A 13,506-nucleotide genomic window follows, 5' to 3' on the forward strand; every position below is an offset into this window, starting at 1 on the left:
TCCTTTTTGCTATGCTGCGGCCGCGACGGGCCGGTGCTGGACCATGGCGCCGCTGCGCGCCATGGCATCGATCTCCTGCTGCGACAAGCCGACGCCGCGCAGCACGTCCTCGCTGTCCTGGCCGATGTGCGGCGCCGTCTGTTTCAGCGCCGGCTCGTACGACGAGAATTTCACCGGATTGCGCAGGTTGGTGATGGTACCTTCGGTCGGATGCTCGACCTTCTGGAACAGGCCGGTTTCGGCCAGGTGCGGATCGTCCAGCACGGAGTCCAGCGTATGCAGCGGCATGGCGGGCACGTCCGCCGCCTCCAGCAGCGCCACCCATTCCGCCGTGGTCCGCATCAGGAAAGCCTCGTTGCGCAGGCGGAACATCTCGCCGATGTGCTCGAAGCGGGCGCGCTTTTCGGCGAAGCGCGGATCGGCGCACAGCTCGGGCCGGCCCATGGCTCGGAACATCGCGAACACCTGCTCGTCGGTGTTGGCCGTCACGCAGATGAAGCCGTCGGCGGTCCGCACCGGACGCGAATTCGGGTCGAGCAGGCGGCTGTCGCCGGCCCCGCCCAGCGGCGGATCGAAGGTCCGCAGGAACATGTGCTCGGCCAGCACGAAGGCCGTCATGCTCTCGAACATCGGCACCTCGACCACTTGCGGCCCGCCGTGGCGCAGCCGCTGCACGACGGCCATGGTGATGCATTGCGCCACCAGGATGCCCACGGTGCGGTCGGCGATCACCATGGGCACGAAGCGCGGCAGGCCGTCGCCGAAATTGTTGATCGCCGCCAGCCCCGAGGCGCCCTGGATGATGGAGTCGTAGGCAGGCTTGTCGCGATAGCGCCCTTCCTGGCCGAAACCCACCACGCTGCAGTAGATCAGGTCTGGCTTGATCTTGATCAGGTCCCCGGGCGACAGGCCCAGGCGCGCGGCTGCGGGCGGCCGCATGTTGTGGACCACGACGTCGGCGGTGGCGATCAGTTTCTTGAGCGCATCGAGCGCGCCGGGCTTTTTCAGGTCCAGCGCCACGCTTTTCTTGTTGCGGTTCAGGTGCAGGTACTTGGCCGCCATGCCCGGCGTGGGCGAACGGCCCCCTATCCAGCGCGCCAGGTCGCCCGAGGGATGTTCGATCTTGATCACCTCGGCGCCGAAATCGGCCAGGAATTGCGTCGCGTACGGGCCGACCACCACTTGCGTGAGATCGACCACGCGCAGGCCCTCGAGCGGCCCTTTGTCCGCGCTCATGCGGCCTCCAACTGCGCCGACCCTTGCAGGGTCGTCCTGCCGGCCTCGGTGACCACGCGGAACTCGACGGCGCCGGGTTCGGCGCCGGCGCGGCTCTCGATGCGGAAGGGCATGCCTTCGAACAGCGGCGCGACGTTGCGGGTGGCGATGCGCGCCAGACGCCGGCCGTCCCAGGCCTGGTGCAGGTGCTCGGCAGCGCACAGCGCGGACAGCCCGCCGTTGACCAGCAGCCCCGGATATCCCTCGACCCCGGTGGCATAGGGCAGGTCGTAGTGGATGCGATGGCCGTTGAAGCACAGCGCGCTGTAGCGGAAGATCATGACCGGATCGGCCACGATGGTCTCGGAACGGCGCTCGGCCTCGAACGGCGCGGGCGCCGGCTTGGCCGCGCCGCCCTCCTTGCCCAGCACGCTGTCGCGATAGACCACGTCCTGCTCTTCCACCACCAGCGCGCCGGAAGCGCCGCGTATGGTGTGGCGCACCGTGACGAACACCAGTTGCCCCGAACTGCCCTGCTTGGGCGTCACCGCGGCGATTTCAGAGACGCGCTCGAGCTCGTCGCCGATCCGCACAGGCGCAAGGAACTGGATGCGCTTGCCGGCGAACATGCGTTTGGGCAGCGGCACGGGCGGCAGGAAGTCGCCCAGGGCGGGATGGCCGTCGCGTCCCAGTTGCGAGCGCGGCACCACGCGCGGGAACAGCACGCTGTACCACATCTGCGGCAATTCCTGGCCCCGTTCGAAATCGAGCCCGCGGGGCGATTCGATCGTTGCCGACAGCCGCTGCGCCAGTTGCGGCGTCGCGGCGTCCGTGGCCGATTCGCTGCGGCCTATCCAGGCCTGCAGCCCATCCAGCGAGTGCGAAGAAGATTGCACGAGCGGCTCCTCTGATCCGTGTTCCAGGTAATGACGGCATGGTAGGCCGCCCGAGGTTTTCCAGGAAATGATAAATTGCGTAGGTCTATTCCATTTTGGAATTATCCAAGCGACCAGAACGCCGGCCGGCACCGATGAAACTCCAGCAACTGCGCGCCTTCCACACCGTCGTCGACCAGGATATGAACGTCTCCCGCGCCGCTCAGGTACTGTGCACGACCCAATCGGCCGTCAGCAAGCAGATCCGGCTGCTGGAAGACAGCCTGGGCGTCACCCTGCTGATCCGCTCCAAGAGCCGCATCCTGGGGCTCACCGACGTAGGCCGCGACGTGCTGCGCTGCGTGCGCGGCATGCTCGCGGCAACCGAAGACATCGCCCAGATCGTGCGCGACCACCAGCGCGGCTCGGGAGGGCGGCTGGCCATCGCCACCACCCACACCCATGCCCGCTATGCCCTGCAGGACATCGTGCCCGCCTTCGCCCAGCGCCACCCCGGCGTCGGCCTGCACCTGGTCCAGGCCACGCCGTCCGAGATCGCCGACCTGGTCGCGACCGGCGAAGTGGACCTGGGCCTGTCCACCATGCCGCGCATCGTGCCGCCCACGCTTGCCGCCATTCCCTGCTATGAGCTCAAGCACGTGCTGATCGGCCAGCGCGGCCATCCGATCTTCTCGGCCCAGCCGCTGACCCTGGCGGCCATCGCCGGCTGCCCGCTCATCACCTACAGCGAGCAGCACGCCATAGGCTGGCGCATCAACGCCGCCTTCGAAGCGGCGGGACTCGTGCCGACGATCGCGATGCGCGGCACCGACGTCGAAATCATGAAAAGCTATGCCGCCACCGGCGTCGGCCTGGCCGTCATCCCGCTGATCGCCTACCAGCGCTCGCGCGACCGCAAGCTGGACGCGCGGCCCGTGGACCACCTGTTTCCGACCAGCACCGTCTACGCGCTGGCCCGCCGCGGCGCCTACTGGCCGCGCCACCTGTACGAATTCGTCGGCAAGCTGGCCCCGGCGCTCACGCGCGAGGCGATCGAACAAGCACTGTTGCGCGCCGCCGCGCCCGAGTGACCCGGCCCATGCCGGGGCGCCGGCGACGATGCTAGAATGCTGGGCTTCCCGGGCGGCCATGGCCGCCCGCGTCTTGCTCGCCATAGTTCAATGGATAGAACAGGGTCCTCCTAAGACTCAGATGCAGGTTCGATTCCTGCTGGCGAGGCCACCATCGCGCATGCTGCCGCGTGCGGGCACCGGACGGCATTGCCCAACGCCACATCGAGCGGGGTGACCATGGACCTGTTCCGCGTCAAAAGCATAGACAGCATGCTGGCGCAGCGCCGGATGGCGGGCCTGCGCAAAAGCCTTTCCACCTTCGATCTCGTCATGCTGGGCGTGGGCGCGGTCGTCGGCTCGGGCATCTTCATTCTTACCGGCACCGGCAGCCTGATCGCCGGCCCCGCCCTGTCTCTGTCCTTCGTCCTGGCGGCCGTCGCCTGCTTCTTCTCGGCGCTGTCCTATGCCGAATTCTCGTCCTCGCTGCCGGTATCGGGTTCGGTCTACACCTATGTCTACGCCACGCTGGGCGAGCTCCCGGCCTGGCTGATCGGCTGGATCCTGATCCTGGAGTTCGGCCTGGCGGCCTCGGCCGTCGCGGCGGGCTGGTCCGGCTACCTGCAGTCGCTGGTCGCGGGCCTCGGACTGCACCTGCCCGAGGCGCTGCGCGCCGCGCCCGGGGCGGCGGCCGGCAGCGGCTCGCTGTTCAACCTGCCCGCCTTCCTGGTCCTGGCCGCCGTCACCGCCCTGCTCTCGCTCGGCATCCGCCAGTCCAAGCGGGTGAACAACGCGATGGTCGTGATCAAGATCCTGGTGGTGGTGCTCTTCATCGCCGCCGGCGCCAGCCACGTGCGAACCGAGAACTGGACGCCCTTCATGCCGTACGGCATGGGCGGCGTGTATGCCGGCGCGGCCCTGATGTTCTATGCCTTCATCGGCTTCGACGCGGTCGCCTCGTCGGCCGAGGAAGTCAGAAACCCGCAGCGCTCCCTGCCGCTCGGCATCCTCGGTTCGCTGCTGATCTGCACCGTGCTGTACGTGCTCGTCACGCTGGTCATGACCGGCATCGTGCCCTACCGGGATTTCGCTTCCAACGCCGACCACCCGGTGTCGCTGGCGCTGCAGCGCACCGGGCAGCTCGGCCTGGCGGGCGTGGTGGACCTGGGCGCGATCCTGGGCATGACGACGGTCATCCTGGTCATGAGCTACGGCCTGACGCGCATCCTCTACGCCATGGCCCGCGACGGCCTGCTGCCGCGTCGGCTGGCCAGCCTGCACCCCCGCTATGCGACCCCTTTCGCGCTGACGTGGTCCGTCGGGCTCGTTTTCGCGCTGGTCGCCGGGCTCGTCCCCCTGGCGGTGCTGGCCGAGCTCATCAACATCGGCACGCTGGCCGCGTTCTCGCTGATCTCGCTGGCCGTCATCGTCCTGCGCAAGACCCATCCGGGACTACAGCGGGGTTTTCGCTGCCCCGGCGTACCCTACGTCCCGCTCGCGGCCGTCGCCTGCTGCGTATTCCTCATCGCGCACCTGGACCGGATCACCTGGCTGGCCTTCTGCCTGTGGGTGGCCGCCGGACTGATCGTGTATTTCCTCTACTCGCGCCGCAAATCCGTTCTCGCCGAGCGCTAGACCGCGAAGGCCGGCAGGTCGAAGGCCTCCACCGCCGGGGCCTCGCCCTGCCACTTCTCCACCTCCACCAGCGCCGACAGCGCGCTGGGCGCCTGCGTAAGCCTGGACGTTCCCACGTCGACCGTCAGCACGTTGGGGTTGCCGTGCCGTTCCAGGGCGTCGTCGGCCGGATCGAACCACGCGCCGGTGGACATGACGGCCACGCCGGGCATCACCGCCTCGCCCACGACGGCGGCCGCCATGCAGGCGCCGCGCTCGTTGTAGACCCTGACCAGGTCGCCGCTCTCGACCCCCCGGCGGGCCGCGTCGGCGCGCGACAGCCGGATGCGCTCGCGGCCCTTGATCTTGGCCGCTACCGATACCGCTCCGGCATCCAGTTGCGAATGCAGCTTGTCCGCGGGCTGCGAGGTCACCAGGTGCAGCGGGAAGCGCTTGGCCTGCGCGGTGCCCAGCCATTCGACCGGCTCGAGCCAGGCCGGATGCGGCGCGCAGTCGTCGTAGCCGAAGCCGGCGATGCGCTCGGAGTAGACCTCGATGCGGCCCGACGGGGTGGACAGCGGATGGGCAGCCGGATCGCGGCGGAAATCTTCGAACAGAACAAAGGATTTCGCCGGTTCCGGCAGCTCCAGGAATCCCTGCTGCCAGAAGGCCTCGAATTCGGGAACGTCGAAACCTCCTTCGCGCCAGTTGGCCGCCAGATTGCCGTAGATATGGCGCAGCCAGCCCATCTCGTCGCGGCCCTCGGTGTAGGCCTGCTCGTGGCCGGCCAGGGCGGACAGTTCGCGGTAGATGTCGAAGTCGTTGCGGCTCTGGCCCTGGGGCGCGAGCGCCTGGTGCATGGCGAGCACGAATCGGTCGCGCGAGGAGCCGCCGATATCGTTGCGCTCGAGCGTGGTGGTGGCCGGCAGGACGATGTCGGCGCGGCGCGCGGTAGGCGTCCACCAGCTTTCGTGGACGATGACGGTCTCGGGCCGGCTCCAGGCGCGCACCAGCCGGTTCAGGTCCTGATGGTGGTGGAAGGGGTTGCCGCCGGCCCAATAGACCAGCCGGATATCGGGATAGACGTCCTCGCGGCCGTTGAAGGCATAAGGTTCGCCCGGATGCAGCAGCATGTCGGCGATGCGCGCCACCGGGATGGACTTGCCGGTCGGGTTGCGGCCCGCCCCCATTTCAGGCGCGGCCACGCCGGGGCGCGGATTGGCCACGCCGTTCATGGAGGCATGGCCGAACGCGAAGCCGCCGCCCGGCAGGCCGATCTGTCCCAGCGCCGAGGCCAGCGCGATCGAGCACCAGTACGGCTGTTCGCCGCGATGCGCGCGCTGCAGCGACCAGGCGCAGGTCAGCATGGTGCGCGTCGTCGCCGCCTGGCGCGCCAGGGCGCGGATGTCCGCGGCCGGCACGCCGCATATGTCCTGCGCCCATTCGGCGCTCTTGGCCGTGCCGTCGGTCTTGCCCAGCACGTACTGCTCGAAGCGGTCGAAACCGGCGCAGTGGGTTTGCACGAATGCCCGGTCCGCCAGGTTCTCGACCAGCAAGGTGTGCACCATGCCCAGCATCATGGCGGTGTCGGTATTGGGCCGGATCGGGATCCAGCGCGCCTGCACGCCTTCGGGCACGTCGTCCCGGGTCGGGCTCACGACCGCGAGCTCCATGCCCGCCTCCAGCGCGCGCGCCAGCCAGCGCGGCGTCGAGTGCTCGCCGGCGCCGCCGGAGGTGATCTGGCTATTGCGCAGCGGCAGGCCGCCGAAAGCCACGAACAGGCGGGTATGGGCGGCCATGCTGTTCCAGTCGGTGACGCGCCCCGTCACCGGCGCATACGTGCCGATCACGTGCGGCAGCAGGAACTGCGCCGCGCCCCAGCTGTAATTGCCGGCCTGGTTGACGCAGCCGCCGCCCGCGTTCAGGAAGCGGTGGGTGAGCGTGCGCGCATGGTGCAGCCGCCCCGCCGACGACCAGCCATAGGAGCCGCCGAAGATGGCTTCGCTGCCATGTTCGGCGCGCACCCGCGCCAGTTCGTCGGCCACCAGCCGCAGCGCGACGTCCCAGTCGACCTCGACGAAGGACTCGCGGCCGCGCGCACCGCGGTCGGAGGCGCCGCGGCGCTTCAGCCAACCTTCGCGCACCGCCGGCCGGGCGATGCGCAGGGGCGAATGCACCATGCCCGGCATGGACTGCAGGATGGAAGATGGCGCCGGATCGCGCGCGAACGGCTCGCAGGCCTGCAGGCGGCCATCGGCCACCACCGCGGTAAAAGCGCCCCAATGCGACAGGGACGGAAAGCGCTTGATGTCACCAGCCATGCTACTGCTCCAGAATCCAACGCCTGCCACTACGCGGCGATACCAATAATCTGCACGAATCCCGGCCCCAGAGCACAGCGGGTAGGGGTGGGCTTCACGCGTAATCCAGCGGCAGGGCCGTCGTATATTTCAATTCTTCCATCGCGAAACTGGAACTCACGTCGAACAGTTCCACGACCTGTATCAGTTTCTTGTACACCAGGTCGAAGCCCTGGATGTCCGGCACCACTACTTTCAGCAGGTAATCGATGTCGCCGCTCATGCGGTAGAACTCGACCACCTCGGGCATGTCGCGCACGCCGGCGGCGAATTTCTGCAGCCATTGCAGGTCGTGGTGATTGGTCTTGACCGCCACGAACACCGTCACCCCCACGCCCAGCTTGCGGTCGTCGAGCAGGCACACCTGCTTGCGGATCACACCCTCCTGCGTCAGCCGCTGGACGCGCTTCCAGCACGCCGTGGGCGAAAGGCTCACGCGCTCGGCAATCTCGTTGACCGACAGCGTGGCGTCCTCCTGCAGGATCGAAAGAATGTTTCTGTCTTTTTTATCCACAGGGAATTTCCTATCATTGTATTTTTCTCAAAGAGAATTATTTTTCATTTTTCCGGCGAAAGCCAGTCGATAAGGAAAAAAATTTAATCGCTCCTGCTTCTACACTTTCCTCAATGGTCAGCGTGGCGGAAGGCCCTCCGGCCCCATCGCGCACAGCAAGAGGAAACAGCGTAGCCATGAAAGAGAAAACCAGGCTGGTGAACGCCGGCCGCCATCCCGAACGATTCGCCGGACTCGTCAACACGCCGATCTTCCGCGGCTCGACCATCCTGCACGCCACGATGGCCGAATGGGAAGACAAGAAGCGCCGCCGCGCCGCCGACGAACACGGCGCGAGCACCTACGGCCGCTTCGGCACGCCCACGCACCATGCGCTGGAAGAAGCCGTGGCCGAGCTGGAAGGCGGCTGCCGCTCCCAGCTCTTTCCCTCGGGCCTGGCCGCCTGCACGACCGTGCTGACCGCACTGCTGGCCGCCGGCGATCACGTGCTGCTGACCGACAGCGCCTATTCGCCCACCCGCGGCTTCCTGACCCGGGTACTGAGCCGCTTCGGCGTCGAGACCACGGTCTACGATCCCACTTGCGGCGCCGGCATCGAGGCCTTCATCCGCCCCAATACGCGGGTGGTCTATGTGGAATCGCCGGGTTCGGAAACCTTCGAGGTGCAGGACATCCCGGCCATCGCAGAGGCCGCGCACCGGCACGGCGCCAAGGTGGTCATGGACAACACCTGGGGCACCCCGCTATTCTTCAAGCCCTTCGAGCATGGCGTGGACGTCTCGATCCAGGCCGCCACCAAGTACATCGTCGGCCATTCGGACGCCATGCTGGGCATCGCCACCTGCACCGAAGAAACCTGGCCGCTGGTCAAGCGCGCGGCGCAGGACCTGGGCCAGACGGCCGGCCCCGACGACGCCTACCTGGCGCTGCGCGGCCTGCGCACGATGAACGTGCGCCTGCAGCAGCACTGGAAAAGCGGCGTGGAAGTGGCTTCCTGGCTCGAAACCCGTCCGGAGGTCGAGCGCGTGCTGCATCCTGCGCTGCCCAGCCACCCCGGCCATGCGCTGTGGAAGCGCGACTTCCTCGGCGCGTGCGGCCTCTTCGCCGTGGTGCTCAAGCCGGCGTCTCCGGCGGCGGTGGAAGCCTTCATCGACACCCTGCAGCTGTTCGGCATCGGCGTCTCGTGGGGCGGCTACGAAAGCCTGGTGATCCCGTTCAACCCCGCCGGCGACCGCACCACCACGCAGTGGCCGCACAAGGGACAGGCGCTGCGCCTGCACATCGGCCTGGAAGATCCCGCCGACCTGATCGCCGACCTGGAAAACGGCTTCGCCGCCCTGGCCCAGGTGGAATCCGCGCCCGTGCCGCTGCGCGCCTGAACGCGCAGAAAGCGCGGAGTATCATTTCAACTTGGCATTACCCCCGAACCCGTAACCTGCCTTTCCCCACCCAGGGCGCCGCGGATCCGGCTCGCCGGTCCGCCAGCGCCGCCTTCCAGAGGGGCGCCCGGCAGGGCGCGGGGGAATGAACTCATACTAGTGGAACTACCATGGCAAAGATGAAAATCGAAGGGTCGTTCGTCGCCCTGATCACCCCGTTCAACCAGGATGGCACCGTGGACTTCGAGGGCTTTCGCACCCTGCTGAAGTTCCAGGAGGACAACGGCACGGCCGCCGTGCTCATCATGGGCTCGACCGGCGAGGTCTCGATGCTGTCGCAGAAGGAACGCGAACAGATCATTGCCGAGACGGCCAAGATGAAGACCGGGAAGATGAAGTTCTTCTACGGCTGCACGGGCAACAACACCGCCACCACCATAGACTACCTGCGCTTTGCCCGCGACAACGGCGCCGACGGCGCGATCCTGGCCGCGCCCGCCTACATCTGCGGCCCCGAAGCCGACCTCGAAGACTACTTCCTGGAAGTGGCCGACGCGACCGACCTGCCGCTGGGCATCTACAACAACCCGCCGCGCGTGAAGACCGACCTGCACTGGGACAACCTGCTGCGCATCTTCAAGCACCCCAACTACGTGGTGCACAAGGAATCGACCACGCGCGTCGGCCAGGTCGCCCAGGTGCTGCGCGCCCGCCCCGACGTGTCCGTGATGTGCTGCGATTCGCCCAACCTGGGCCTGGTCGTGCCGACCATGAGCCTGGGCGGCCACGGCACCGCCAACATGACCGGCAACATCTCGCCGGCCGAGATCGCCGTCATCTCCAAGCCCTGGAAGACGCCGGAAGTGTCCGAGAGCTTCCGCGACATGTACCTGCACCTGCTGCCCATGCTGCATTTCTCGTACTCGGCCATCAACCCCGTCGCCATCAAGTCGCTGATGAAGGCGGTGGGCCTGCCGGCCGGCGAGCTGCGCAAGCCGCTCAAGGCCCTGGCGCCGGAAGCCCTGCAGAAGGGCCTGCGCGTGGTGCGCGAACTGGAACTGGACAAGAAGTACGGCTGGAGCTCTCCAGAACTCAAATCCGTATAACTCCCTTGCAGGATAGACGACAGGAAGACGCATGGATCTCGGCATACAAGGTAGACACGCGCTGGTGTTCGGCGGCAGCCGCGGCATGGGGCGCGCGTGCGCCCAGCAGCTGTCGCAGGAAGGCGCGCAGGTGGTGATCGCCGCGCGCACCCAGTCCACGCTCGAACTGGCCGCGGCCGAGATCGGCCAGGCCACCGGCACGCCGGTGCGCTACGTCGTCGCGGACATCACCAGCGAGGCGGGCCGCGATGCCGCGCTGGCGGCCTGCCCCGCGCCCGACATCCTGGTCAACAACGCCGACGGTCCTGCGCCCGGAGACTTCCGCAAGTGGAGCCTGGACGACTGGCACCAGGCGCTGGACGCCATGATGCTGGGGCCCATCGAGATGATGCGCCGTACCGTGGACGGCATGATGGACCGCAAGTTCGGCCGCATCGTCAACATCGTGTCGCGCAGCGTGAAAACGCCGCAGATCGAACTGGGGATGTCCAACGGCGCGCGCTCCGGCCTGGTGGGCTTCGCTGCCGGCCTGGCCCGCCAGACCGTCCGCCACAACGTCACCGTCAACAACCTGCTGCCCGGCGTGTTCTCCACCGACGCGCAGCGGCGGCACATCGAGGGCATGCTGGAAGAAACCGGCAAATCCTTCGATCAGCTGTGGGAAGAACGCGGCAGCAACAATCCCGCCGGCCGCATGGGCCGCGCCGAGGAACTGGGCGCGCTGTGCGCGTTCATCTGCTCGGCCCACACGGGCTACATCACCGGCCAGAGCATCCTGATCGACGGCGGGGGGTATCCGGGGACGTATTAGGCCCCCCCCTACGCGCTTCGCGCGCCCCCCGGGGGGCGGCGCTGGCGGACCGGCGGAGCCGGATCCGCGGCGCCCGTCTTTTGGGCGGCATCGGCTTGGAGAGAATGGTTGTTGGAAAAGAAGTCAGTGGTAGCTGGATTTGCCGGGCCCTGGAGGGAGCGCATAGCGCATGGGGGCATTTCTATATTTCAGAAAAATATATAGAAAACAGAGACAATACTGGTTTCAATATATGGGGAAAATCATGAAACACACCACCCGCCGCACTTTCATCAGCACTACTCTTGCCGCGCTGGGCGCTGCCGGAGTAGCTTTCTCGGGGGCTGCCTCGGCCCAGGGCGAGTATCCCACCCGTCCCATTACCATCGTGGTGCCGCACGCGCCAGGCGGCGCGGTCGATAGCACGGCGCGCCTGTTCGCCGACAAGCTCAGGGACGAACTCAAGCAATCGGTGGTGGTGGAGAACCGCGCAGGCGCGTCGGGCATGATCGGCGCGGCCCACGTCGCCCGGGCCGACGCGGACGGCTATACGCTGTATTTCAACGCGTCCATCCACTCCATCAATTCCCTGCTGTACAAGAAGACCATCAAGTTCGATGCCGTCAAGGACTTCACGCCCATCAGCATGCTCGCGCAAGGCGCGCTGATTTTCAGCGTCCATCCGCAAGTCCCGGCCTCCAACGTGAAGGACTTCGTGTCGCTGCTCAAGAACGAGCCCAAGAAATACACCTTCGTGACCAGCGGCTTCGGTTCGGCCGGCCACCTGGCCGCGGCGCAGTTCCTGTACGAGACCAGCCTCAGCTCGCAGATCCCCATCGTGCTGTACAAGGGCGCGGCCCCGGCGCTGCAGGATCTGGTGGGCGGGCAGGTTTCCGCGATGATGGATCCGATGCTGTCCTCGCTGCCGCACGTCAAGGCGGGCAAGCTGCGCGCGCTGGCCGTCACCGGCCGCGAGCGCAGCCCGCTGCTGCCGGACGTGCCGACCATGCGCGAGTCGGGCTTCAAGGACTTCGAGTTCTATTCCTGGTACGGCCTGTGGTCGCCCGCCAAGGTGCCCACCGAGATCGTCAAGAAACTCGATGCCGCGTCGGCCAAGATCATGGCTTCCGCCGAGGTCAAGGAACGCCTGGCGAGCCTGGGCTTCGAGGCCGCCTACAAGAACTCGGCGGATTTCGCCAAGTACATCGACTCCGAAATGGCGCGCTACCAGAAGGTCATCGACGCCGCCCACATCACGGTCGAGTGACCGCAGCGCCATGAAGGTTCTCGTGCTCGGCGCCGGCGTGGTCGGCGTGGCGACCGCCTACTACTTGTGGAAGGACGGTCACGAAGTGACCGTCGTCGACCGCCAGCCGGGGCCGGGCCGGGAAACCAGCTATGGCAATGCCGGCGGGCTGTGCCCGAGCTTCGCGGGGCCCTGGGCCGCGCCTGGCATGATCGCCAAAGTGCTCAAGATGTCGGTGCAGCGCGACTCCCCCATCCGCTTCTCGCCGCTGCCCGAGCCGCGCAAGGTGGCCTGGGTGCTGGAGTGGATGCGCAACTGCAATGCCGAGCGCTTCCGCGTCAACAAGCTGCGCATGCAGCGCGTGGCCCACTACAGCCTGCAGTGCCTGCGCGAGATCGCCGGCGGCGAAGCGCTGCCCGGCTTCGATTTCCACGAAGGCGGCGTATTGCAGATCTTCCGCACGCCCGCCGAACTGGAACTGGGCCGGCTGTCGGCGCGCACGCTGGAAGAGTACGGCGTGCCCTGGCGCATCCTGGAAGCGGCGCAGATCCCTTCCATCGAACCGGCCATGGCGCACAGCCAGGCCGGATTCTCCGGCGCCCTGCACCTGCCGGCCGACGCCTCCGGCGACAGCTACAAATTTTCGCAGGGGCTGGCGGCCTACCTGGAGGCGCGCGGCGTGGCGTTCCGCTACGGCGTATCGATCCAGGCGCTGGAGCGCGCCGGCGATGCGATCGCATCGGTGCGCACCTCGCAGGGACCGCTCCAGGCCGACGCCTACGTGCTCGCGCTGGGCAGCCATGCGCCTTTCCTGGTGCGGCCGCTCGGCCTGAAGCTGCCGGTCTATCCGCTCAAAGGCTATTCCATCACCGTGCCGGTCTCGGACCCGGACGCCGCGCCGCGCATGGCGGTGATGGACGAACACAACAAGATCATGATCTCCCGCCTTGGCGACCGCATCCGCGCCGCCGGCATGGCCGAACTGACCGGCTATGGCCTGGACCTGGATCCGGCCCGCAAGCGCCTGCTGGTCGAGGTGGTGCGGGAATTGGTGCCGCGCGGCCTGGAGTGGGACAAGGTCGAGTTCTGGGCCGGCCTGCGGCCCATGACGCCGGACGGCCCGCCCATCCTGGGCCGCTCGCCCTGGCGCAACCTGTTTCTGAACAGCGGACACGGTTCCAACGGCTGGACGCAGTCCTGCGGCACGTCCAAGGTGGTGGCCGACATTGTTTCGGGCCGCACGCCGGCCATCGATCTGGACGGCCTGACCGTCGACAGGTTTTAGCCCGGCCGCTTACGTTTTCTCACTGACGTACGCAGACGGGCTGGTCCGGCTA

12 protein-coding genes and 1 tRNA gene are annotated in these 13,506 nt (G+C 67.3%); 8 read left to right on the top strand and 5 right to left on the bottom strand.

Annotated elements, in window-relative coordinates:
* Nucleotides 1-9 precede the first annotated feature (9 nt).
* Complete coding sequence (locus tag PIGHUM_RS06560) at nt 10-1,236, bottom strand: CaiB/BaiF CoA transferase family protein (RefSeq protein ID WP_124078594.1); 1,227 nt, start codon at nt 1,234-1,236, stop codon at nt 10-12.
* Nucleotides 1,233-2,111 (bottom strand): HTD2 family dehydratase, encoded by an 879-nt coding sequence (locus PIGHUM_RS06565; RefSeq protein WP_124078595.1) that lies wholly within the window; start codon nt 2,109-2,111, stop codon nt 1,233-1,235. The genes PIGHUM_RS06560 and PIGHUM_RS06565 overlap by 4 nt, the downstream gene beginning before the upstream one ends.
* A gap of 134 nt (nt 2,112-2,245) precedes the next feature.
* Here PIGHUM_RS06565 and PIGHUM_RS06570 point away from each other — a divergent pair, with 134 nt between their 5' ends.
* The 3 genes from PIGHUM_RS06570 (at nt 2,246) to PIGHUM_RS06580 (ending at nt 4,795) form a co-directional block, all read left to right on the top strand.
* Entirely contained in the window at nt 2,246-3,181 is a 936-nt protein-coding gene (locus PIGHUM_RS06570; protein WP_124078596.1) for a LysR substrate-binding domain-containing protein, read from the top strand.
* Between the two features lie 76 nt (nt 3,182-3,257).
* Nucleotides 3,258-3,332: transfer RNA gene (locus PIGHUM_RS06575), tRNA-Arg, on the top strand.
* A gap of 68 nt (nt 3,333-3,400) precedes the next feature.
* Nucleotides 3,401-4,795 (top strand): amino acid permease, encoded by a 1,395-nt coding sequence (locus tag PIGHUM_RS06580; protein WP_124078597.1) that lies wholly within the window; start codon nt 3,401-3,403, stop codon nt 4,793-4,795.
* Here the strand turns inward: PIGHUM_RS06580 and PIGHUM_RS06585 are convergent.
* The 3 genes from PIGHUM_RS06585 to PIGHUM_RS23875 form a co-directional block, all read right to left on the bottom strand.
* On the bottom strand, nt 4,792-7,095 hold the full coding sequence (locus tag PIGHUM_RS06585) for a molybdopterin-dependent oxidoreductase (protein ID WP_124078598.1): 2,304 nt from the start codon (nt 7,093-7,095) through the stop codon (nt 4,792-4,794). The two genes, PIGHUM_RS06580 and PIGHUM_RS06585, sit on opposite strands and share 4 nt — an antisense overlap.
* A gap of 94 nt (nt 7,096-7,189) precedes the next feature.
* Nucleotides 7,190-7,648: an Lrp/AsnC family transcriptional regulator gene (locus PIGHUM_RS06590; RefSeq protein ID WP_124078599.1), complete on the bottom strand. Its 459-nt coding sequence runs from the start codon at nt 7,646-7,648 to the stop codon at nt 7,190-7,192.
* A gap of 37 nt (nt 7,649-7,685) precedes the next feature.
* A complete protein-coding gene (locus PIGHUM_RS23875; protein ID WP_160142188.1) occupies nt 7,686-7,826 on the bottom strand; it encodes a hypothetical protein in 141 nt (46 codons plus the stop codon).
* On the opposite strand from PIGHUM_RS23875, the gene metC reads away from it, so the two are divergent.
* The 5 genes from metC to PIGHUM_RS06615 all read left to right on the top strand — a co-directional run bounded on the left by metC (nt 7,825) and on the right by PIGHUM_RS06615 (nt 13,454).
* The gene (gene metC / locus PIGHUM_RS06595) at nt 7,825-9,027 is read left to right on the top strand and encodes a cystathionine beta-lyase (protein WP_124078600.1); all 1,203 of its coding nucleotides are present in this window, start codon (nt 7,825-7,827) and stop codon (nt 9,025-9,027) included. The genes PIGHUM_RS23875 and metC overlap by 2 nt on opposite strands.
* A 170-nt stretch (nt 9,028-9,197) precedes the next feature.
* Nucleotides 9,198-10,133: a 4-hydroxy-tetrahydrodipicolinate synthase family protein gene (locus tag PIGHUM_RS06600; RefSeq protein WP_124078601.1), complete on the top strand. Its 936-nt coding sequence runs from the start codon at nt 9,198-9,200 to the stop codon at nt 10,131-10,133.
* 31 nt (nt 10,134-10,164) lie between these two features.
* Nucleotides 10,165-10,944, top strand: a complete 780-nt coding sequence (locus tag PIGHUM_RS06605) for an SDR family oxidoreductase (protein ID WP_124078602.1) — start codon at nt 10,165-10,167, stop codon at nt 10,942-10,944.
* A gap of 244 nt (nt 10,945-11,188) precedes the next feature.
* On the top strand, nt 11,189-12,190 hold the full coding sequence (locus tag PIGHUM_RS06610) for a Bug family tripartite tricarboxylate transporter substrate binding protein (RefSeq protein WP_124078603.1): 1,002 nt from the start codon (nt 11,189-11,191) through the stop codon (nt 12,188-12,190).
* Nucleotides 12,191-12,200: 10 nt separating this feature from the next.
* On the top strand, nt 12,201-13,454 hold the full coding sequence (locus tag PIGHUM_RS06615) for a D-amino acid dehydrogenase (protein WP_124078604.1): 1,254 nt from the start codon (nt 12,201-12,203) through the stop codon (nt 13,452-13,454).
* Nucleotides 13,455-13,506: the final 52 nt, after the last annotated feature.

This window comes from Pigmentiphaga humi (assembly GCF_900606115.1).
Lineage (GTDB): Bacteria > Pseudomonadota > Gammaproteobacteria > Burkholderiales > Burkholderiaceae_B > Pigmentiphaga > Pigmentiphaga humi.